Genomic DNA, 20,027 nt, shown 5'->3' on the forward strand with positions numbered 1-20,027 from the left:
CGCCCGATCACGAACCGGCCGCAAGGTCCCGGGAGAGATCAGTAGCCGAGGCCCTTCTTGGCTTCGTAGACCTTCATCGGGTCGTCGGCCTGGGTGTAGAGCTTGGATTCCGTCTGGATCCACTTCGGCGGAACCTTGCCATCCTTGCGGTAGGCTTCGAGCGCGTCGAAGGCGGGGCCGGCCATGTTCGGCGTCAGTTCGACCGTGGCGTTCGCTTCGCCGGCGGCCATCGCCTGGAAGATATCCGGAACCGAGTCGATGGAGACGACGAGGATATCCTTGCCCGGCTTGAGGCCGGCTTCCTTGATCGCCTGGATGGCGCCGACGGCCATGTCGTCGTTGTGGGCGTAGAGCGCACAGATGTTCTTGCCGCCGTCTTCCGCCTTCAGGAAGCTTTCCATGACTTCCTTGCCCTTGGTGCGGGTGAAGTCGCCGGTCTGGCTGCGGACGATCTTCAGGTTGTCGTGGCCAGCGATGGCTTCCTCGAAGCCCTTCTTGCGGTCGATGGCCGGCGAGGAGCCGGTCGTGCCCTGCAGCTCGACGACGTTGCACGGCTTGCCGGCAACCGTATCGACCAGCCACTGGCCGGCGACCTTGCCTTCATGGACGGTGTCGGAGGTGACGGCGGTCAGGTAGAGGTCGTCCGACGCATCGACCTTGCGGTCGAGCAGGATGACCGGAATGTCGGCATCCTTGGCTTCCTGCAGCACTTCGTCCCAGCCCGTGGCGACGACCGGCGCCATCAGGATGGCGTCGACGCCCTGCGCGATGAACGAGCGCAGCGCCTTGATCTGGTTTTCCTGCTTCTGCTGTGCATCGGCGAACTTCAGGTCGATGCCGCGCTCTTCGGCCTGCTGCTTGGTCAGCGTGGTCTCGGCGGCGCGCCAGCCGGATTCAGACCCGATCTGCGAAAAGCCGACGGTGAGGTCGGCGGCGGATGCGGCGCTGAACATCGAGGCAGCAAGGATCGTTGCACTGGCAAGTGCGAGTTTGAACTTCATGATATCCTCCCAAAGAAAGCTGCTCCTCAGCAGCGCGGCTAAAACATCATATTGTATTACTATTGTAAACCGTCAAAATGAAACCGCGCGCGATTTTTCTGCGCGGGGCCGCGAAGGCCCCGGTTTTCAGGCAGGCGCGCCTTACGGAAAGCGATTCCCGTTGCGCCGCGACGCAGCTATATCTGCAAGCCGCCGCACCGTCCCGCCTGCCGAAGGATGCCTCATGAAACGCTTCGACGACCTCCCGCAGCCGGACGCGCTTGCCGCGAATATCGCCGGCATCTTCAAGGACCGCGTCACCGGGAAGGCGGCGCCGGCGACCCGCTTTACCCTCTTCGACGCGACGGGAACGGTGCACGAGGGCGGCTTCGGCAATGCCGGCGCGGCGGGCGATCCGCCCGGCCCCGGCGCCCGGTTCCGCATCGCCTCCTGCACCAAGAGCTTCACCGCCGCGGCCATGCTCCTGCTGCGCGACCGGGGACGGCTCTCGCTCGACGAACCGGTGACGCGCTACGTCCCGGCGCTCGCCCCCACGCTGCCGGCCGGCAGGCCCGAGGCCCCGACGCTGCGCATGCTCCTTTCCATGTCCGGCGGGCTTCCGACCGACGACCCCTGGGCGGACCGGCAGGAATCGCTGAGCGCCGCCGCCTTCGACGCGGTGCTGCGCGCGGGCGTGCGCTTTGCCGCCGTGCCGGGAACGCGCTTCGAATATTCCAATCTCGGCTATGCGCTGCTCGGCCGGGTCATCGAGGAGGTCGGCGGCAAGTCCTATCCCGCCTTCGTCACCGAAAACCTCCTCCAGCCGCTCGGCCTCGAGGAGACGGGCTTCGATCCGGCCGCCGTCCCGGCAGGCAGGATGGCGACGGGCTTCCGCCAGACGGAGGCCGGCTGGCAGCCCCTCCCCTTCACCGGGCCCGGCGCCTTCTCCGCCATCGGCGGCGCCGTCACGACGACGGCAGACCTCGCGCGCTGGGCGAACTGGCTTTCCGAAGCCTTCCGGCCGGACGCGGCGGAAGACGGCCCCCTCTCGGCCGCCAGCCGGCGCGAGATGCAGCATATCCACTGCGTCATGACACCCGGCCCCGGCGAGGATTTGCGCCTGAGGGGCTACGGCTACGGCCTCAACATCGAGCACGACGCGCGGTTCGGCGCGATCGTCAGCCATTCCGGCGGCTATCCCGGCTTCAGCGCGCACATGCGCTGGCATCCGCAGACCGGCCTCGGCGTGCTCGCTTTCGAGAACGCCACCTATTCGGGCGCCTGGATCCCCGTCACCGCCGCCCTCGAACGCCTGCTCGAAGCCGCCCTCGAAAGCGAGACCCCGGCCGCCGAGCCGCCCGCCGCCGTGCGCACGCTCGCCGCCGGCCTCTGCCGCCTCGTCGCGGACGGCTGGGACGACGCCCTCGCCGACACGATCTTCCTGGAAAACGTCGCCCTCGACCGGCCCTATGCGGAACGCGCCGCGGACCTTGCGGCCATCCGCGAAAAAGCCGGCACGCCGGACGTGAGAAACATGAAGATCCTGCCCACCGACCGGGGCGGCGCCGACGGCGGCTTTGGCCGCTTCGAGCTCCACCTGCCCGCATCCGCCGGCACGATCGTCGCCAAGGCCCTCTGCGGCCCGCCGCAGCCGACGAAGATCCAGTCCATCACCTGGCAGCTATAGCCGGACGAAAGCCCGGCTCATCAAGCTACGATGACTGCGCCTGCAAAACCGATTTGCTTTGGGAAAATGAAATGGCGCACCCGAAGAGATTCGAACTCCTGACCCCCAGATTCGTAGTCTGGTGCTCTATCCAGCTGAGCTACGGGTGCGCTGGCAGTGGCGGGCGTTGTGCCCGGCTGCGAGGCGGTTCTCTAAAGGGTGCGCGGGGTTATTGCAAGCGCCTTTCGGAGAAAAAGTGCACTTTTTTCATCGCGCCGTCATGAAGCCGGAAGGTCAGGCGCGGTGGCGGAAGGCGTCGAGCGGGACGGGACGGTCGGGCAGCTCGATGCGGAAGAGCGTGCCGGGCGTTACCTTTTCCACCAGCGCGATCGTGCCGCCATGGGCAAGCACCAGTTCGCGGGCGATGGCAAGGCCGAGGCCCGTGCCGCCGGAACGCACCGAGCCGCGGAAGGCGGCGAAGAGGTTTTCCCGCGCCTTTTCCGGCATGCCGGGGCCATTGTCCTCGATGGCGATGGACACGACGCTGCCGGTGCGAAGCCCGCTCACCAGCACGGTGCGCCGCTCGATGCCGGGGTCCTGCGCGAGCGCCTCGACGGCATTGCGGCAGAGATTGTGGATGACGCGGAAGAGCTGCTCGCCGTCGGCATCGACCTCCAGCCCCGGCTCGATCTGCGCGACGAAGGCGATATCGCCGCGCGCATCGAGCGACAGCACCTCGGAGACCTCCTGCACCAGCGGATGGAGGGCGACGAACCGGCGGCGCGGCTCAGGCTCGCGCATCCGCCCGTAGGACAGCACCTCGTTGGTATAGCCCACCGCCCGGTCGATGCTGCGCAGGAGCTTCGGCGCGACGCGCTTGACCACCGGGTCGTCGACATCCGACAGGCGGTCGGACATCAACTGGGCCGAGGAAAGGATGTTGCGCATGTCATGGTTGATCTTGGAGACGGCAAGGCCGAGATCGGCGAGGTTCTTCTGCTCCTTCAGCGTGCGCTGCAGCGTCTGCTGCATGGCGGCGAGGTGGACGCCGGCGACGGCGATCTCGTCGCGCCCGCCCGAAGGCTCCAGCACGCGCGCCGGATTGGACGGGTCGGCGGCGAATTGCCGGATATTGGCGGTCATGCCGCGGATGGGGCGGATCAGCAGCCGGTTGAGCGCGAAGAAGATCGGGCTTGCCGTGATCAGCGAGATGACCATGGAGATGATGAAGATGTTGCGCGCATAGCGCAGCATGGCACGCCGGAGCGGGCCTTCGTCGAGCAGCAGTTCGATGCGCGTCGTCGTCTCGCCGACCGGGCCATAGACGCGGATGACGCGGTCGCCGCCGAAGAGCAGCGTGTCGAAGGCATCGTAGATCGAGGTGGGCAGCGAGACGTCGGAAAGGTCGTATTGCGCATCGACGCTCGGCGGCATGTCGACGGCGGCGACCATGCGCGAGGCGTCGGCCTTCTTCAGCACGATCGCCTTCGTGCCGGTCGCCAGCAGCGTCTCCTCCTGCACGGGGCGCGGCAGTTCCTGGTCGGGAAGGCCCTCGATGACGACGCTGGCGGCGGCGGCCGTGTTCAGCCGGTCGCGCAGCCACATCAGCCGCATGTTCGCGACCGAGGGCACGAAGATCAGCACTTCGGCGATCATCACGAAGACGGCGGTGAGCAGCAGCAGCTTGCCCGAAAGGCCGGACAGGAAACCGACCGCCGGCACCGGCGTCTCGGTCAAGGACGGCGTCGCGTCTCTGTCCATCATCGTTCAACTCCCGGACATACCGCATCGCGGCGCCCGGTAGCGGACGCCCTCGGCCACAGCCGACGGCCAATTATAGGAGATTGCGGCAAATTTTCCAACGCGCCCGCAAAAAGCTACGCAAAACGAAAACGCGGCGGTCCTCCGATCGCCGCGCCATATCCGCGAATCCCGGCTCTTCTCAGAATTCTTCCCAGTTCTCCTGCGCCGCCGCGGCGGAACCGCCGCCGCCGAAGGCGCGGGCGACATTGCCCATCATGCGGCGGGCGGGCGATTCGACCGGGCGGGTCTCCGCCCGCACCGCCGCGACGCGCTGGACGGCCTCGCCGGTGCGGAAGCGCGCGACGAGATCGGCAAGCCCGTCGGCCTCGCCCTTCAGCTTGTGGGTGGCCGCCGAGGTCTCCTCGACCATCGCCGCGTTGTGCTGGGTCACCTGGTCCATCTGGTTGATGGCGGTGCTGATTTCCTGGAGTCCCGTCGCCTGTTCGCGCGCGGCCGTGGCGATCGCGTGGATGCGGTCGTTGATGGTGACGACGCGGCCTTCGATGTCGGAAAGCGCCGCCCCCGTCTCCTGCACGTACTTGACGCCGACCGAGACCTCGCTGCCCGACTTGGTGATGAGGCCCTTGATGTCCTTGGCGGCGCTGGCGGCCCGCTGGGCGAGCTCGCGCACTTCTTGGGCGACGACGGCGAAGCCCTTGCCGGCTTCCCCGGCACGCGCCGCTTCCACGCCGGCGTTCAGCGCGAGAAGGTTCGTCTGGAAGGCGATCTCGTCGATCACCGAGATGATCTGGCTGATCTCGCTGGAGGCCTGCTCGATGCGGCCCATGGCGTCGATAGCGTTGCGCACGATGGCGCCGGACTGGGTGGCGCTCTGCGTCGCCTCGCCCACCATGACGCTCGCCTCGTTTGCCCGTTCCGTCGAGTTCTTGACGGCGGCGGTGATCTCCTCCAGCGCGGCGGAGGTCTCCTCGAGGGCGGCGGCCTGCTGCTCGGTGCGCTTGGAAAGGTCGTCGGAGGCGGTGCGCAGCTCGCCGGAATTGGCGTTGATCGCATCCGTCGAGGCGCGCACCTCGCGCATCGTGCGCTGGAGCGTGGCGAGCGTCGTGTTGACGTTCTGCTGCAATTCGGCGAAGGCGCCGCGGAAGTTGCCGTCCATGGTCTGCGTCAGGTCGCCCTCGGCGAGCGCGCCGATCACGCGGCGGGTTTCGGCAATGCCTTCCTCGACGCCGGCGACGAGCTCGTTGACGGAGCGGGCGAAGCGGTTGAGGTCCTCGTTCTGGTAGTCCTTGGCGATGCGCGAGGAGAAGTCGCCGGCGGCGGCGGCATGCACGACGGTCGCGATGGAGGACTGCAGGTCCGCGCTCTTCTCACGCAGGATCTGCTCCTGGGCATTGAGGTCGCGCACGGTGATGGCGTTCTGGCGGAAGACGGCGACGGCCTCGGCCATCTCGCCGATCTCGTCCTTGCGGCCGGCATAGGGCACTTCCGTATCGAGATCGCCGCCGGCAAGCCGCTTCATCGTGTCGGTGACGTTCCGGATCGGGCGGCTGAGCTCGTTGGTGGCGATGTAGAAGGCAATGCCGCCGCCGAGCACGAGGCCGGCGCCGATCGTGCCGAGCACCAGCATCAGCATCGTCGTCTCGAAGGCGGCGACGTCCGCCCGGATCGCCGTCAGGTTCTCGTTGTCCGTCGCCACGACGGCATCGATCTCCTTCTGGAAGGCCTTGCGGTTGGCGCGGTTGCCCTCGTTGTTGCCCTGTTCGTTGGCGGCGGCCGGGGAAACCTCCGTGCCGAGACGCGCGGTCTCCGCACGGAAGGTGCGGAATTCGGCGGCGCGGGCGACGACGGCGTCGAAGGCGGCCTTTTGCGCTTCCGGCACCAGCGGACGCCATTCGTTCAGCGTGCGGTCGATGCCGTCGAGCTCCTTGCCGATGCCTTCGGCGAACTTGGCGGCGCCCGCGGTGTCCTTGGAGGCATAGACGCCCCGCGCTTCCATGACCACGGCCGTGACCTGCCGGTTGAGGTGCTCGCCGAGGAAGGCGCGGTCTGCGGCATTCTCGTAAAGACGCAGCTTCTCGCTGTATTCCGAGACCACATGGACGGCGATGCCGCCGATGAGGACGGAAATGAGGCCCATGACGCCCACGATGAGGTAAATCTTGCCGCGTATCTTCACGTCGCACTCCAAAGGCAGGAAAGAGGTGGCGAAACGGCCCAGCCATTCGCCTTCGGGTAGAAAGGTAAATGCTAAAAGTTAATTAGATTTTGACGGGTTCGTGACGCGGCCAAGCATATGCTTTTTCTCTAATTTTCCTCGCCCGGCAGAACCCGTAGAAATTCAAGGTCTTGTCCTTACCTTACGTGAAGCAGGTATTGGCCCCGCCCGGCAGCGGCCGGCGCGCGGCGCGCGGGCGCGTTAACGATTGTGACGGCGGCGACGCGGTGGGGGCGGGTGCGATTGACTTTCGGCCGTCTTTGCCCTTATAAGCCGCGCACGTCCGGAAAGCCCGCCTTCCCCGCGAAGGCAGGGCTATGCCGGACTTTCAACGCTCTTGCTTAAACGCAAACCCAAGAAGGGCCGCACACCGCGGTATTAAATAAATGACGAAGCGTACCTACCAGCCTTCCAAACTCGTCCGCAAGCGCCGCCACGGCTTCCGCGCCCGCATGGCAACGAAGGGCGGCCGCAAGGTTCTTTCCGCACGCCGCGCCCGCGGCCGCGCGCGTCTGTCGGCCTAAGGCCGGCTTGCCCGAACAGAGGCGGCGGGCAAATGACCAAACCTGTTGAAAAACCTGCTGTCGGACGGCTGAAAAGCCGTCCGCAGTTTCTTTTTGTGCGCGAGGGCGAGAGACGCAAGGGACCGCTGTTCCTTCTCGAAGTGCGCGACCGGCAGATGCCGGAGGAACCGCCTCGCGTCGGCTTCACCGTCACCAAGAAGCACGGCAACGCCGTGGAACGCAATCGCATGCGCCGGCGCCTGAAAGAGGCGGTGCGGCTGTCGGCCGGGTTTGCAATGCAGCCCGGACACGACTATGTGGTTGTCGCCAGACGGGACGTGCTCGGCGCGTCCTTCGACAAGCTGGTAGCCGGTCTCAACGACAGGATCGCGGCAGGTAGCAAACAGAAGCAGCAGCAGCGCCCTGCTGCTCCCGGGAAAGAATGATGGAAAAAAACCGCAATTACTTCGTGGCGATCGCGCTTTCCGTGCTGATCCTCATCGCCTGGCAGTTCCTCTACGTGAACCCCAAGCTGGAGAAGGATCGCGCCGCGCTGGAGGCCCAGCAGGCCGCCCAGACGCAGCAGACGACGACCGCCGCCGGCGACACGGCGACCACGACCACCACCACGACGACGGGCACGGCGAGCGGCACGCTGCCGGCCGGCGCCGGCGCGACGACCGAGACGCGCGAGGCCGCGCTTGCCAAGTCCGCCCGCGTCGAGATCGACACGCCCTCCCTTGCCGGCTCCATCAACCTGACGGGCGCCCGCTTCGACGACCTGAAGCTGAAGGGCTTCCACGAGACCGTCGACAAGACGAGCCCGATCATCACGCTGCTGAGCCCCGCCGAGACCGAGCACGGCTACTTCGCCGAACTCGGCTATGTCGGCAACGAGGAAGCCGGCCAGGTTCCCGGCCCGCAGACCGTCTGGACGCAGGAAGGCACCGGCAAGCTCACGCAGACGACGCCGGTCAAGCTCACCTACACCAACGACAAGGGCGTCACCTTCACCCGCACGATCTCGGTCGACGAGCACTACATGTTCACGATTGACGACAGCATCGAGAACCGTTCGCAGACGGCGATCGCGCTGTCGCCCTACGGCCGTTCCACACGCTTCTTCAAGTCGACCGATCCCACCACCTACGTGCTGCACGAAGGCTTCATCGGCGTGCTCGGCGACCTCGGCCTGCAGGAAGTCAAGTACAAGGACACCGAGAAGGAAACGACCGTCGCGCCCGGCAAGGCGACCGGCGGCTGGCTCGGCATCACCGACAAGTACTGGGCGACCGCGCTCGTGCCGCCGCAGACGAGCCCCTACGAGACGCGCTTCTCCTACTTCCAGGACGGCCGGCCGCGCTACCAGGCGGACTATCGCCAGGACGACATCACGCTCGCCCCGGGCCAGACGACCGACGTCAAGAACCTGTTCTTCGGCGGCGCCAAGGAAGTGCCGATCATCGACCAGTACAAGACCTCCTATTCCATCCCGCATTTCGACCTGATGATCGACTGGGGCTGGTTCTGGTTCTTCACCAAGCCGATGTTCCAGCTTATGGACTTCTTCTTCCGCTATTTCGGCAATTTCGGCATCGCGATCCTCATCACCACGATCGTCGTCAAGGCCCTCTTCTTCCCGCTTGCCAGCAAGCAGTACGCCTCCATGGCGAACATGAAGAAGGTGCAGCCGAAGATGGAGGAGCTGAAGGCCAAGTTCGGCGACGACCGCATGGGGCTGCAGCAGGCGATGATGCAGCTCTACAAGGAGGAGAAGATCAACCCCATCGCCGGCTGCTGGCCGGTCCTTCTCCAGGTCCCCGTGTTCTTCGCGCTCTACAAGGTCATCTACGTCACGATCGAGATGCGCCATGCGCCGTTCTTCGGCTGGATCCGCGACCTTTCCGCGCCCGACCCGACGTCGCTCTTCAACCTGTTCGGCCTCCTGCCCTACGACGTGCCGCACTTCCTGATGATCGGCGTCTGGCCGCTCATCATGGGTGTCACCATGTTCCTGCAGATGCGCATGAACCCGACGCCGCCAGACCCGACCCAGGCGATGATCTTCACCTGGATGCCGATCGTCTTCACCTTCATGCTGGCGGCCTTCCCGGCCGGCCTCGTGATCTACTGGGCCTGGAACAACACGCTCTCGATCACCCAGCAGGCGGTCATCATGAAGCGCCACGGCGTGAAGATCGAGCTCTTCAACAACCTGAAGAACCTCTTCGGCAAGAAACCCAAGCCATCCTGACGCTTCGCCGGACAGGATAGAGAACCCCGGCCCTGCGCCGGGGTTTTCTTTTGCGACATCGGCCCGTCGCTGGCGCGGAAGCGGCGGGGACCTGCGGATGGCATGCTGCGCCAACTCCGTTTTCCGAGCGCCCCATGTCCGCTTCCACGCTTCCGGCCACGCCCACCCTTCCGGACAGCCGGGGGCAGGGCTACGGCGCGGCCCTCGTGCTCGGCTCCGCCGTCGTCTGGAGCTTCGGCGGCACGCTGGCGCGCTTCCTTTCCATCGAGGACGGCTGGACGGTCGTCTTCTGGCGCTCGCTCTTCGCCGCCCTCTTCCTGCTCGGCTTCATGCTGCTACGCGACGGGCCGCGCGGCACGGTGCGCCTCTTCGCCGGCATGGGACTTGCCGGGATCGCCGTCGGCGCCTGCTTCGCCACCGCCTCCACCTCCTTCATCCTGGCGCTCGCCTATACGACCGTCGCCAACGTGGTGCTGATCCAGGCCGGCGTGCCGCTGATCGCCGCGCTGATGGCCTGGCTGCTCTTTCGCGAGAGGATTTCCGGCCAGACGTGGCTTGCCATCGCCGCGGTGATCGGCGGCGTCGCCATCATGGTCTCGGAATCGCTCGGCGGGCGCGTCTCGATGGTCGGCGACGCGCTCGCCATGCTGATCGCCTTCGTCTTCGCCGCCGCGACGATCATCACCCGGCGCTTCGCCCATGTGCGCATGACGCCCGCCGTCTTCCTCGGCACGGTGATCGCAGGCACCGTGGCGGCGATCCAGGCGTCCGGCTTTGCCGTCACGGGCCAGGAACTCTTCGTCCTCGTCATCTTCGGCGCGCTCAATTTCGGCCTCGGCCTTGCGCTCTTCGTCACCGGCGCGCGGCTCGTCCCCTCCGCACTCGCCGCGCTCCTCGGCACGGCCGAGCCCGTGCTGGCACCGCTCTGGGCGGCGATCTTCCACGGCGAGATCCCCGGCGCGCGCACCGTCCTCGGCGGCGCCATCGTGCTTGCGGCGCTGCTTCTCTACCTCGGCGCCGAGCTCTGGCGGCAGCGGCGCGCTTGACTTTCCCGGCCAAAACCCGGAAGCGAAGGGCCTGACAACGAAGGCAGGACGCAATGACCGAGACGATACCGGGCGACAAGCCGCTGTTCGGCCGGCCGTGGATCTTCATCCGCGGCGTGCCGGCCATGAAATTCCTGCCGCCGGAAGGCCCGCCGGAAATCGCCTTCGCCGGCCGCTCGAATGTGGGGAAGTCGTCGCTGATCAACGCGCTCGTCGGCCACAAGGGCCTTGCCCGCACCTCGAACACGCCGGGCCGCACGCAGGAGCTCAACTATTTCGTGCCGGACGGCTTTTCCGGTGCGGAAGGCGACCTGCCGCCGATGGCGCTCGTCGACATGCCCGGATACGGCTATGCGCAGGCGCCGAAGGAACAGGTGGACGCCTGGACGAAGCTCGTCTTCGACTACCTGCGCGGCCGCTCGACGCTGAAGCGCGTCTACGTGCTGATCGACAGCCGCCACGGCATCAAGAAGAACGACGAGGAGGTCTTCGCCCTGCTCGACAAGGCAGCGGTCTCCTACCAGATCGTGCTGACGAAGACGGACAAGATCAAGGATGCCGGCGTGCCGCGGCTCATCGAGGAAACCCGGCTGAAGATCGTCAAGCGCCCCGCCGCCTATCCGGAAGTGCTGGCGACCTCGTCGGAAAAGAGCCGCGGGCTCGAGGAATTGCGCGGCGCGATCCTTACGGCAATCGCGCGCTGATCGTCTCGGCGCGCGCCGCGCCCGAGGCGATGACCGGCCCGCTGACGCTGCCGGCCGGCGCGCCGCCCATGGGCTCGAGGCTGACGGACAGCACCGCGCCCTCGACGAGGCGGTCGCGCAGCGCCGCCGGCACCGCCAGCTCGCCTTCGCCCGTCTGCGGCAGCACGCCGAGCGAGACGGGCGCCTTGCCCTTCTCGTTCAGCCAGACCTCCAGAGACTTCTTCTTGCCGGCGCCGCCGGCGACGGGCGTCACATGCAGCGCACCGCGCGCCTCGTCATAGCGCGCGACGAGGCCGACCGCCGTGCCGGCGCTGGCGAGGTTGGCGACGAGCCGCCCGCTGCCCGAGCGGGGCGCAAGCAGCGTGCTGACGGAAAGGGCGAGGCCGGCCGCGACGGCAAGCGAGGCGAGCGCCAAGGCCCGCCAGAGCGCGAGCGAATGCCAGCAGCCGCCCGAGACCCTGCCGGAAAAGACGACGTCGCACGGCGTTGCGCGGGGAAGCGGCCTGTCGAAGAAGGAACGGGCGCCCGGCGGCAGGTGCAGCGCCTCGTCGTCGCCGGATATCGAGAGGTTCTCCGCCCAGCGGCTGACCATGGCGGCGAACGGGCGGTCCTTGGCAAGCCGCGCCTCGACCTTCAGCCGCTCCGCCTCGGAAAGGACGCCCAGCACATATTCGCCGGCGATCACCTCGTCGCAGCAGGGTTGCCTCATCTCTCGGTCGGACGCCGTCATCGGCTCATGCACTTTCCCGGTTGGACAATGCCCATGCGAGGGCTCACGCTACCTATATAAGGATGCCGATGCGGCTTTGCACGGGGTCGATGCGCACGGCGGCCCATCATAGCGCCCATCGGCGCCGCGCGCCACCGATCCGGCGCCCAACCGTTTCTTCGATTGTGGCCGGCGGATCATTCCATCGTCACGAAACATGCGTTAAACAGGCCCGCACGAATTTCCACGAGGCCGCCATGTCCCTAACCGAAAGCGAAACCCAAGCCCGCCTTCTCGCGCAGGCCCTGCCCTACATGCAGCGCTACGAGAACAAGACCATCGTGGTGAAATACGGCGGCCATGCCATGGGCAATCCGGAACTGGGCAAGGCCTTCGCCAGCGACATCGCGCTTCTCAAGCAGTCCGGCGTCAACCCCATCGTCGTGCATGGCGGCGGCCCGCAGATCGGCGCGATGCTGACCAAGATGGGCATCGAATCGAAATTCGAGGGGGGCCTTCGCGTCACCGACCAGAAGACGGTCGAGATCGTCGAGATGGTGCTTGCCGGCTCGATCAACAAGGAGATCGTCGCGCTCATCAACCAGACGGGCGAATGGGCGATCGGCCTGTGCGGCAAGGACGGCAACATGGTCTTCGCCGAAAAGGCCAGGAAGACCGTCGTCGACCCGGACAGCAATATCGAGCGCATCCTCGACCTCGGCTTCGTCGGCGAGGTGGTGGAGGTCGACCGCACCCTCATCGACCTGCTCGCCAAGTCCGAGATGATCCCGGTCATCGCGCCGGTGGCGCCGGGCCGCGACGGCCATACCTACAACATCAACGCCGACACCTTCGCCGGCGCCATTGCCGGGGCGCTCAGCGCCACGCGCCTGCTCTTCCTCACCGACGTTCCGGGCGTCCTCGACAAGAACGGCAAGCTCATCAAGGAGCTTTCGGTCGCCGAGGCCCGCGCGCTCATCAAGGACGGCACGATTTCCGGCGGCATGATCCCCAAGGTCGAGACCTGCATCGACGCCATCAAGGCGGGCGTTCAGGGCGTCGTCATCCTCAACGGCAAGACCGCCCATTCCGTGCTGCTCGAAATCTTCACCGAGCACGGCGCCGGCACGCTGATCGTGCCGTAAGGCACGTCAGCCGTAGGCGATGAGGGCCAGCACGCCGACGACGATGAGCGCGCAGCCGGCGATCTCCAGCCGGTTGATGCGCTCCTTGAAGATGAAGACGGTGGAGGCGAAGGTGAAGAGCATTTCCACCTGCGCCAGCGCCTTCACCACTGCCGCCTGCTGGAGCGTCATGGCCATGAACCAGCCGAAGGAGGCCGTCGCGCCGACGAAGCCGACCACCAGCGCCGGCCGCCAGGCGCTTGCTATGCGCGGCAGTTCCGCACGCTCGCGCATCAGGATCCAGCCGAGCATCACCAGCGTCTGGAGCACGATCACGAAGGCCAGCGTATAGCTCGCCTGCACCATGTAATCCGGCACCGGCAGCGTCGGGGCGAGCGCCAGCGAGGCGGAACGGTAGGCGACGGCCGAAATGCCGAAGAAGGTTCCGGACAGAAGGCCCGTTCCCGCCGTGCGGGTGAGGAGCGAGGTGAAGAGCGTGCGCGGCGACACGACGCTGCGGGCGACCGAGATGATCATGACGCCCGCGACGGAGATGGCGATCGCGACGAGCGTTCCGGGCGAAGCCCTCTCGCCGAGGAAGACCAGCGCGAACAGCGCCGCCTGCGCCGGCTCGGTGCGCGAATAGGCCGTCCCCACCGCGAAGTTGCGGAAGGAGAAGAGGTGGACGAGCAGGAAGGTCGCGGCGATCTGCGAGAGCCCGCCGACGACGGCCCAGAGGAAGAAGGCCGCTCCGGGCACCGGCATCGGCCGGTCCAGCACGAAGGCGAGGATCGCCATGTAGGAAAGCGCGAAGGGCACGCCAAAGCCGAAGCGCACGAAGGTGGCGCCCGTCGTGCCCATGCGGCCCTTCAGGTGTTTCTGCATGGCGGAGCGGACATTCTGCAGGAAGGCCGCGGCGATGGTGATGAGAACCCAGATTTCCATGCCTGCCCGCTAGCACGGGGCCGGTCGCAAATCCATCGCCCGGCGATGCCGGCACGGAAAATTCCGTTTCCCTCGCAGGGCGCCCGTGCCATAAGACGGGCCATGACCGAACTTCCGAACAAAGCCGATTTCGCAAGCGTGCGCGACTGGGTCTTCGACCTCGACAACACGCTCTACCCGCACCATGTCGATCTCTTCGCCCAGATCGACAAGAACATGACGGCTTATGTCGCGGCCCTTCTCGGCCTCTCGCGCGAGGACGCGCGCGCGCTGCAGAAGCAATATTACTTCGATCACGGCACCACGCTGAAGGGGCTGATGATCCATCACCATATCGATCCCGTCGACTTCCTCGAAAAGGCCCATGCGATCGACTACGGCGTGCTTTCGCCCGACCTGTCGCTCGGCGAGGCGATCCAGGCGCTGCCCGGCCGCAAGTTCATCTTCACCAACGGCAGCGTCAAGCATGCCGAGATGGCGGCCAAGGCGCTCGGCATCTTCCACCATTTCGACGACGTCTTCGACATCGTGGCGGCCGACTATGTGCCCAAGCCCGCGGGCACGACCTACGACAAGTTCATGGCCCTCCACCGGGTCGACACGCAGCATGCCGTCATGTTCGAGGACCTGCCGCGCAACCTCGTGGTGCCGAAGACGCTCGGCATGAAGACCGTCCTCCTCGTGCCGCAGGACGAGCATCACGAGTTCACCGACGCGTGGGAAAAGCGCGCAGAGAGCGACGAGCATATCGACTATGCCACGTCGAACCTCACCGCCTTCCTCAACGCGCTGCTCTAGCGGACACAATCCCGACACGGAAAAATCCCTTTCCTGTCAAAAGGTTGAATTACCAATTTGTAACTGGTGCCGGCCGGCGTTCCCTCTATCCTGCCCCCTCAAAGGGACAATGATGGAAAGGAACGACCATGGCTAAAAAGGAACTTCTTCTCGGCGCCGTCGCCGCCGGCCTCATTTTCTCGGGCGCCGCCGTCCCGGCTTTCGCCGCCAAGGGCGAGGGCAAGCATCATCACCGCCACGGCGCGATGATCGAACGGCTCGATGCCGACAAGAACGGCAAGGTTTCGCTCGACGAGGTCAAGGCCAATGCCTCCGCCGCCTTCAAGGCCTTCGACGCGGACGGCAACGGCGCGGTCTCCAGGGAGGAGATCAGGGCGCGCCACGCCGCCTTCAAGGAGGCCCGCAAGGCCGTTCGCGATGCGGCCGAGGCCGACAAGGACAAGGCCCGCGAGGCGCTGCGCGCCGGCGGTCCCTACTGGCTGCCGGGCGCCGGAAAGATGTTCGACCGCACCGATACGGACAAGAGCGGCACGCTCTCGCAGGCCGAGGTGCTGGCGAGCGCCGAGAAGATGTTCGAGCGCCGCGACAGCAACAAGGACGGCGCCATCGACGCGGCCGACGCCGGCAAGGGCAAATGGCATCACGGCAAGCATGGCGAGAAGCGCGCCGAAGGGATGCTGCAGCGCCTCGACACCGACAAGGACGGCAAGATCTCGAAGGACGAGATGCTGGCTCGCGCCACGCAGACCTTCCAGCGGCTCGATGCCGACGGGAACGGCGAGGTGACGAAGGCGGAGGTCGACGCGAAGCGCGAAGCCTTCCGCGATGCCCGCAAGGCGTTCCGTGAAGTGAAGGCCACCGACGGCGAGGCAAGGGACGCCGCCCGCAAGGCGCTGCGGGATGCCCGGATCGACCGCATGGGCGGCCGCATGTTCGAGCGCGCCGACGCCGACAGGAACGGCATCCTGACCAAGGCCGAGATGGAAACCGCAGCGGCGGCCATGTTCCAGAAGCGCGACCGCAACGGCGACGGCTTCATCACCCTCGACGAAATGGGCCGACACCACAAGAAATGATGCCGGCAACGCAGACGCCCCGGTCCTGCCGGGGCGTTTTTTTATGCCTTACCCGTGCGCCGCGGCCGCCGCGTGCTCGGCCTCCAGGTTCTCGTAGAACTTCACGATGATGTCCCAGGCCTCGTCCGCCGTTTCGACGAACTGCATCAGCTCGACGTCGCCAGGCGCGATGGTGCCGAAGGCGGCCAGCGCCTCGAAGTCGATGATCTTGTGCCAGAATTCCCGGCCGAACAGGATGAGCGGCACCAGCGCCATGCGGCCGGTCTGCATCAGCGTCACCGTCTCGAACAGCTCGTCCAGCGTGCCGAAACCGCCCGGGAACACCGTCACGGCCTTGGCGCGCAGCAGGAAATGCATCTTGCGGATCGCGAAATAGTGGAAGTTGAAGCTGAGCTCCGGCGTGACGTAGGCGTTCGGCGCCTGCTCGTGCGGCAGCACGATGTTGAGGCCGATCGACGGCGCGCCGACATCGGCCGCCCCGCGATTGCCCGCCTCCATGACGCCCGGCCCGCCGCCGGTGACGACGACATATTCCTTGAAGTCGAGCTCAGCCGACTTTTCAGAGCACATGCGGGCGAACTTGCGCGCCTCCTCGTAGTAGACCGAGGCGGCCTCCAGGTTCATGCGCTGCGTCTCGTTGCGCGCCGCCCAGGCCTCCTGGCCGGGGGCGGGGATGCGCGCGCCGCCGAACATGACGACGGTGGACTTGATGCCGCGCTCGGCCAGCATCATCTCGACCTTCAGCAATTCGAGCTGGAGGCGCACCGGGCGCAACTCCTCGCGGCAGAGGAAATCGTCGTCGGCATAGGCAAGCCGATAGGCGGGATTTGCCGATTGCGGCGTCTGCGGCACGACGGCGGCGCGGTGCTTGTCCTGCGCGCTGTCGGCGAGCGGATCCCAGACGCCGTCCTTGCGGCGCAGATTCTTCTTCTTCAGTCTTGCCATGTCACTTTCCTGCCTTCTGGCCTGCTTTCCTGCCCCGCGGGATTACCATTTCGCCCGTGCGACAGTATCTGCCGGAAAGGGGCTTCATCTTTCCCGGCACTTGCTCTAGAGCATCTTTCCGATTGATGAAATCGACCTTCCGGCATCCCGACAATCGAAAATAAGCCTCGAAGTTTAAGGAATTCCGATGACCACGTCCCAGTTGTCCGCCTTGTCCGCCACCATCGACCGCGCCTTCGAGGAACGCGACAGCGTCAACACCGGAACGCGCGGGGAAGTGCGCGACGCGGTGGAGAGCGCGCTGAACCTGCTCGACAGCGGCAAGGCCCGCGTCGCCGAGCGCGGCGAGGACGGTAACTGGACGGTCAACCAGTGGCTCAAGAAGGCCGTTCTCCTCTCCTTCCGCCTCAACCCGATGGAGATCGTCAAGGGCGGCCCCGGCGAGTCCTCCTGGTGGGACAAGGTGCCCTCCAAGTTCGACGGCTGGAGCGTCAACGAGTTCGAGAAGGCCGGCTTCCGCGCCGTGCCGAACTGCGTGGTGCGCCGCTCGGCCTATATCGCGCCCAACGCCATCCTGATGCCCTCCTTCGTCAATCTCGGCGCCTATGTCGGCGAGGGCACGATGGTCGACACCTGGGCGACGGTCGGCTCCTGCGCGCAGATCGGCAAGCATGTGCACCTTTCCGGCGGCGTCGGCATCGGCGGCGTCTTGGAGCCGATGCAGGCCGGCCCGACCATCATCGAGGACAACTGCTTCATCGGCGCCCGCTCGGAAGTCGTGGAAGGCTGCATCGTGCGCGAGGGCTCCGTGCTCGGCATGGGCGTCTTCATCGGCAAGTCGACCAAGATCGTCGACCGCGCCACCGGCGAAGTGACCTATGGCGAAGTGCCGCCCTATTCCGTCGTCGTCGCCGGCTCCATGCCGTCCGACAAGACCATGCCGAACGGCCTTCCGGCCCCCAGCCTCTACTGTGCGGTCATCGTCAAGCGCGTCGACGCGCAGACCCGTTCGAAGACCGGCATCAACGAACTGCTGCGCGACTGACATGGCGGCAGCCGGCGAAGAGCGCGGGCCGGATATCGCCTGGCTCTTCTTCGGCTGGTCCGGCCGCCTGAGTCGGGCGCCCTTCGCGCTCGGCTGGGCTTTCTGGCTGATGCTGCTGTCGGCCGCGTTCACCCGCATCATGATCGTGCCGAAGGAAGATCCGTCCTTCCTTCTCTGGGCCTTCGTCTTCATCGGCACCGGCCTCTTCTCGACGGTCTCCTGCCTGATGCTGTCGATCAAGCGGCTGCACGACATGAACCTGCCGACGCTGCTGGTCGCCTGCCTCTTCTTTCCCGTCGTCTCCATCCTCGCGCTTCTCGCCCTGCTGTTCTGGCCGGGAACGGACGGACCCAACGACCACGGGCGCCTTGCCGACCGGGCGAAGGACTGACGCCGGCCCCTCCCCGGCGTGACAGGCCATCGGGGATCGGCTACACCTCGATTCTCCCGTCCCTTACGCCGCGATCCCCGTATCCATGACCTCTTCCGATCCCATCGCCAATCTCGCAACGCTCATCCGCTGCCCCTCCGTGACGCCCGCCGAAGGCGGCGCGCTGACGGCGCTTGCCGCCATGCTGGAGCCGCTCGGCTTCACGGTGGAGCGCATGATCGCCAGCGAACCCGGCATGCCCGATATCGAGAACCTCTATGCCCGCATCGGCACGGAAGGCCCGCACCTGATGTTCGCCGGCCATACGGACGTCGTGCCCGTCGGCGACGAGGCGGCCTGGACGCATGCGCCCTTCGGCGCGGAGATCGCCGGCGGCGAGATGTTCGGCCGCGGCGCGGTGGACATGAAGGGCGGCATCGCCTGCTTCGTCGCCGCCGTCGCGCGGCATATCGAGCGGCACGGCCCGCCGAAGGGTTCCATTTCCTTCCTCATCACCGGCGACGAGGAAGGCCCGGCCGTCAACGGCACGGTCAAGCTGCTCGAATGGGCGGCCGCGCGCGGCGAGCGCTGGGACGCCTGCCTCGTCGGCGAGCCGACCAACCCGGACCGGCTCGGCGACATGATCAAGATCGGCCGGCGCGGCTCCGTCTCGGGCGCCATCACCGTTCACGGCGTGCAGGGCCACGCCGCCTATCCGCACCTTGCCGACAATGCCGTGCGCGGCGTGATCGCGCTGACGGACGCATTGATGCATCCGCCCTTCGACGCCGGCACGGAGAATTTCCAGCCGTCGAACCTCGAAGTGACGACCATCGACATCGGCAATCCGGCCACCAATGTCGTACCCGGCAAGGCGAGCGCCAGCTTCAACATCCGCTTCAACGACACCTGGACGGCCGAGACCGTGATGGCCGAGATCGTCCGCCGGCTCGATGCCGCAGCGCGCGACGGGAAGCTGCGGCCCGGCCGCGCGCCCGTGCGCTACGACATCAAGTGGGCCGAGCGGCCGAGCCATGTCTTCCTCACGCGCAACAACCAGCTGATCTCCTCGCTTTCGGGCGCTGTGGAGGCCGTCACCGGCCTTGCCCCGAAGCTGTCGACGACCGGCGGCACGTCCGACGCGCGCTTCATCAAGGATTATTGCCCGGTGGTGGAATTCGGCCTTGTCGGCCAGACCATGCACATGGTGGACGAAAGGGTGGCGGTGGCCGACCTCGAGACGCTCACCGTGATCTACGAGACCTTCATCGCGCGCTGGTTCGGCGATGCCGTGGCTTGACGAGGTCCTGCACTATATCAACGGCGTCTACCTGCTCGTGCGCCAGAAGCAGGAGGGCTTCGGCTGGCTGGACCTGACACCGCGCGGGCTTGCCCGCTCCTTCTGGTCCTTCGTCTGGTGCCTGCCGGCCTTCGCCGTCATCTGGGCCTCCTGGCGGCTCTATTATATCGCCGGCATGCCGGCCGGCACCGCCGCCGGCCCCGTGTTCCTGGTCAAGCTGCTGGTGATCGACGTGCTCGGCTGGCTGTTGCCGCTCGCGCTCGTCACCGCGCTCGCGCCGGTGCTCGGCTACGGCAAGCATCTTCTCGTCCTGCTGACGGCGAGCAACTGGATTTCCGTGCCCTTCACCTACGCCGCGGCGCTCCCCTTCGCGCTCTCGCTGATCCTGCCCGCCACGGCGCCTTTCGCAGGGCTCCTGCTCTATGCCGTCTTCGGCGCGAGCGTGATGCTGCAATTCCGCCTTCTGTGGATGTGCCTCGGCAAGCAGACGCTGCTCTCCGCCGCCATCACGGCGCTCTTCGTGCTGCCGCCGATGATCGTCGGGCAGGAATTGCAGCGCCTCCTCGGCACGCTGCCGGGCTGA

At 66.5% G+C, this 20,027-nt stretch carries 19 protein-coding genes and 1 tRNA gene; 13 read left to right on the top strand and 7 right to left on the bottom strand.

The window, feature by feature from the left end; all coding sequences use genetic code 11:
- Nucleotides 1-38 precede the first annotated feature (38 nt).
- Nucleotides 39-1,001: a galactofuranose ABC transporter, galactofuranose-binding protein YtfQ gene (gene ytfQ, locus HNQ66_RS18760; protein ID WP_184145705.1), complete on the bottom strand. Its 963-nt coding sequence runs from the start codon at nt 999-1,001 to the stop codon at nt 39-41.
- Between the two features lie 223 nt (nt 1,002-1,224).
- Here ytfQ and HNQ66_RS18765 point away from each other — a divergent pair, with 223 nt between their 5' ends.
- On the top strand, nt 1,225-2,667 hold the full coding sequence (locus tag HNQ66_RS18765) for a serine hydrolase domain-containing protein (protein WP_184145706.1): 1,443 nt from the start codon (nt 1,225-1,227) through the stop codon (nt 2,665-2,667).
- 72 nt (nt 2,668-2,739) lie between these two features.
- On the opposite strand, the gene HNQ66_RS18770 is transcribed toward HNQ66_RS18765, so the two are convergent.
- From HNQ66_RS18770 to HNQ66_RS18780, 3 genes are all read right to left on the bottom strand, one after another.
- Nucleotides 2,740-2,816: transfer RNA gene (locus HNQ66_RS18770), tRNA-Arg, on the bottom strand.
- Between the two features lie 124 nt (nt 2,817-2,940).
- Nucleotides 2,941-4,410 carry a sensor histidine kinase gene (locus tag HNQ66_RS18775; RefSeq protein ID WP_184145707.1) on the bottom strand — a complete coding sequence of 490 codons (1,470 nt, stop codon included), beginning with the start codon at nt 4,408-4,410 and terminating at the stop codon, nt 2,941-2,943.
- A 178-nt stretch (nt 4,411-4,588) separates the two neighbouring features.
- Nucleotides 4,589-6,586 (bottom strand): methyl-accepting chemotaxis protein, encoded by a 1,998-nt coding sequence (locus HNQ66_RS18780; protein WP_184145708.1) that lies wholly within the window; start codon nt 6,584-6,586, stop codon nt 4,589-4,591.
- A 425-nt stretch (nt 6,587-7,011) separates the two neighbouring features.
- On the opposite strand from HNQ66_RS18780, the gene rpmH reads away from it, so the two are divergent.
- From rpmH to yihA, 5 genes are all read left to right on the top strand, one after another.
- A complete protein-coding gene (gene rpmH / locus HNQ66_RS18785; RefSeq protein ID WP_184145709.1) occupies nt 7,012-7,149 on the top strand; it encodes a 50S ribosomal protein L34 in 138 nt (45 codons plus the stop codon).
- Nucleotides 7,150-7,181: 32 nt separating this feature from the next.
- On the top strand, nt 7,182-7,574 hold the full coding sequence (rnpA, locus tag HNQ66_RS18790) for a ribonuclease P protein component (protein ID WP_184145710.1): 393 nt from the start codon (nt 7,182-7,184) through the stop codon (nt 7,572-7,574).
- On the top strand, nt 7,571-9,382 hold the full coding sequence (gene yidC, locus HNQ66_RS18795; protein WP_184145711.1) for a membrane protein insertase YidC: 1,812 nt from the start codon (nt 7,571-7,573) through the stop codon (nt 9,380-9,382). Before rnpA ends, yidC begins: the two co-directional genes overlap by 4 nt.
- A gap of 134 nt (nt 9,383-9,516) precedes the next feature.
- The gene (locus tag HNQ66_RS18800; RefSeq protein WP_184145712.1) at nt 9,517-10,428 is read left to right on the top strand and encodes a DMT family transporter; all 912 of its coding nucleotides are present in this window, start codon (nt 9,517-9,519) and stop codon (nt 10,426-10,428) included.
- A gap of 53 nt (nt 10,429-10,481) precedes the next feature.
- Nucleotides 10,482-11,132 carry a ribosome biogenesis GTP-binding protein YihA/YsxC gene (gene yihA / locus HNQ66_RS18805; protein WP_184145713.1) on the top strand — a complete coding sequence of 217 codons (651 nt, stop codon included), beginning with the start codon at nt 10,482-10,484 and terminating at the stop codon, nt 11,130-11,132.
- On the opposite strand, the gene HNQ66_RS18810 is transcribed toward yihA, so the two are convergent.
- Complete coding sequence (locus tag HNQ66_RS18810; protein ID WP_246434350.1) at nt 11,113-11,841, bottom strand: anti-sigma factor; 729 nt, start codon at nt 11,839-11,841, stop codon at nt 11,113-11,115. The two genes, yihA and HNQ66_RS18810, sit on opposite strands and share 20 nt — an antisense overlap.
- Before the next feature lie 257 nt (nt 11,842-12,098).
- On the opposite strand from HNQ66_RS18810, the gene argB reads away from it, so the two are divergent.
- Nucleotides 12,099-12,986, top strand: coding sequence for an acetylglutamate kinase (gene argB, locus HNQ66_RS18815; protein WP_184145715.1), 888 nt, complete (start codon nt 12,099-12,101; stop codon nt 12,984-12,986).
- Between the two features lie 6 nt (nt 12,987-12,992).
- On the opposite strand, the gene HNQ66_RS18820 is transcribed toward argB, so the two are convergent.
- The gene (locus HNQ66_RS18820) at nt 12,993-13,910 is read right to left on the bottom strand and encodes a DMT family transporter (RefSeq protein WP_184145716.1); all 918 of its coding nucleotides are present in this window, start codon (nt 13,908-13,910) and stop codon (nt 12,993-12,995) included.
- A 102-nt stretch (nt 13,911-14,012) separates the two neighbouring features.
- On the opposite strand from HNQ66_RS18820, the gene HNQ66_RS18825 reads away from it, so the two are divergent.
- On the top strand, nt 14,013-14,708 hold the full coding sequence (locus HNQ66_RS18825) for a pyrimidine 5'-nucleotidase (RefSeq protein WP_184145717.1): 696 nt from the start codon (nt 14,013-14,015) through the stop codon (nt 14,706-14,708).
- Nucleotides 14,709-14,836: 128 nt separating this feature from the next.
- A complete protein-coding gene (locus HNQ66_RS18830; protein ID WP_184145718.1) occupies nt 14,837-15,784 on the top strand; it encodes an EF-hand domain-containing protein in 948 nt (315 codons plus the stop codon).
- A 48-nt stretch (nt 15,785-15,832) separates the two neighbouring features.
- Here the strand turns inward: HNQ66_RS18830 and HNQ66_RS18835 are convergent, their stop codons facing one another.
- On the bottom strand, nt 15,833-16,729 hold the full coding sequence (locus HNQ66_RS18835; RefSeq protein ID WP_184145719.1) for an LOG family protein: 897 nt from the start codon (nt 16,727-16,729) through the stop codon (nt 15,833-15,835).
- A gap of 187 nt (nt 16,730-16,916) precedes the next feature.
- On the opposite strand from HNQ66_RS18835, the gene dapD reads away from it, so the two are divergent.
- From dapD to HNQ66_RS18855, 4 genes are all read left to right on the top strand, one after another.
- Nucleotides 16,917-17,774, top strand: coding sequence for a 2,3,4,5-tetrahydropyridine-2,6-dicarboxylate N-succinyltransferase (gene dapD / locus HNQ66_RS18840; RefSeq protein ID WP_184145720.1), 858 nt, complete (start codon nt 16,917-16,919; stop codon nt 17,772-17,774).
- A gap of 1 nt (nt 17,775) precedes the next feature.
- Entirely contained in the window at nt 17,776-18,165 is a 390-nt protein-coding gene (locus HNQ66_RS18845) for a DUF805 domain-containing protein (protein WP_184145721.1), read from the top strand.
- 85 nt (nt 18,166-18,250) lie between these two features.
- Nucleotides 18,251-19,444, top strand: coding sequence for a succinyl-diaminopimelate desuccinylase (dapE, locus tag HNQ66_RS18850; protein WP_184145722.1), 1,194 nt, complete (start codon nt 18,251-18,253; stop codon nt 19,442-19,444).
- The gene (locus HNQ66_RS18855) at nt 19,431-20,027 is read left to right on the top strand and encodes a hypothetical protein (protein WP_184145723.1); all 597 of its coding nucleotides are present in this window, start codon (nt 19,431-19,433) and stop codon (nt 20,025-20,027) included. Before dapE ends, HNQ66_RS18855 begins: the two co-directional genes overlap by 14 nt.

Source organism: Shinella fusca, assembly GCF_014203155.1.
Taxonomy (GTDB): domain Bacteria; phylum Pseudomonadota; class Alphaproteobacteria; order Rhizobiales; family Rhizobiaceae; genus Shinella; species Shinella fusca.

Coding starts and splice junctions, on each gene's coding strand:
- HNQ66_RS18775 (WP_184145707.1), bottom strand. CDS start 4,410: ATGATGGACAGAGACGCGACGCCGTCCTTGACCGAGACGCCGGTGCCG.
- HNQ66_RS18855 (WP_184145723.1), top strand. CDS start 19,431: ATGCCGTGGCTTGACGAGGTCCTGCACTATATCAACGGCGTCTACCTG.
- ytfQ (WP_184145705.1), bottom strand. CDS start 1,001: ATGAAGTTCAAACTCGCACTTGCCAGTGCAACGATCCTTGCTGCCTCG.
- HNQ66_RS18765 (WP_184145706.1), top strand. CDS start 1,225: ATGAAACGCTTCGACGACCTCCCGCAGCCGGACGCGCTTGCCGCGAAT.
- HNQ66_RS18810 (WP_246434350.1), bottom strand. CDS start 11,841: ATGAGGCAACCCTGCTGCGACGAGGTGATCGCCGGCGAATATGTGCTG.
- rnpA (WP_184145710.1), top strand. CDS start 7,182: ATGACCAAACCTGTTGAAAAACCTGCTGTCGGACGGCTGAAAAGCCGT.
- HNQ66_RS18845 (WP_184145721.1), top strand. CDS start 17,776: ATGGCGGCAGCCGGCGAAGAGCGCGGGCCGGATATCGCCTGGCTCTTC.
- HNQ66_RS18835 (WP_184145719.1), bottom strand. CDS start 16,729: ATGGCAAGACTGAAGAAGAAGAATCTGCGCCGCAAGGACGGCGTCTGG.
- HNQ66_RS18800 (WP_184145712.1), top strand. CDS start 9,517: ATGTCCGCTTCCACGCTTCCGGCCACGCCCACCCTTCCGGACAGCCGG.
- dapE (WP_184145722.1), top strand. CDS start 18,251: ATGACCTCTTCCGATCCCATCGCCAATCTCGCAACGCTCATCCGCTGC.
- argB (WP_184145715.1), top strand. CDS start 12,099: ATGTCCCTAACCGAAAGCGAAACCCAAGCCCGCCTTCTCGCGCAGGCC.
- HNQ66_RS18825 (WP_184145717.1), top strand. CDS start 14,013: ATGACCGAACTTCCGAACAAAGCCGATTTCGCAAGCGTGCGCGACTGG.
- dapD (WP_184145720.1), top strand. CDS start 16,917: ATGACCACGTCCCAGTTGTCCGCCTTGTCCGCCACCATCGACCGCGCC.
- HNQ66_RS18830 (WP_184145718.1), top strand. CDS start 14,837: ATGGCTAAAAAGGAACTTCTTCTCGGCGCCGTCGCCGCCGGCCTCATT.
- yihA (WP_184145713.1), top strand. CDS start 10,482: ATGACCGAGACGATACCGGGCGACAAGCCGCTGTTCGGCCGGCCGTGG.
- HNQ66_RS18820 (WP_184145716.1), bottom strand. CDS start 13,910: ATGGAAATCTGGGTTCTCATCACCATCGCCGCGGCCTTCCTGCAGAAT.
- rpmH (WP_184145709.1), top strand. CDS start 7,012: ATGACGAAGCGTACCTACCAGCCTTCCAAACTCGTCCGCAAGCGCCGC.
- yidC (WP_184145711.1), top strand. CDS start 7,571: ATGATGGAAAAAAACCGCAATTACTTCGTGGCGATCGCGCTTTCCGTG.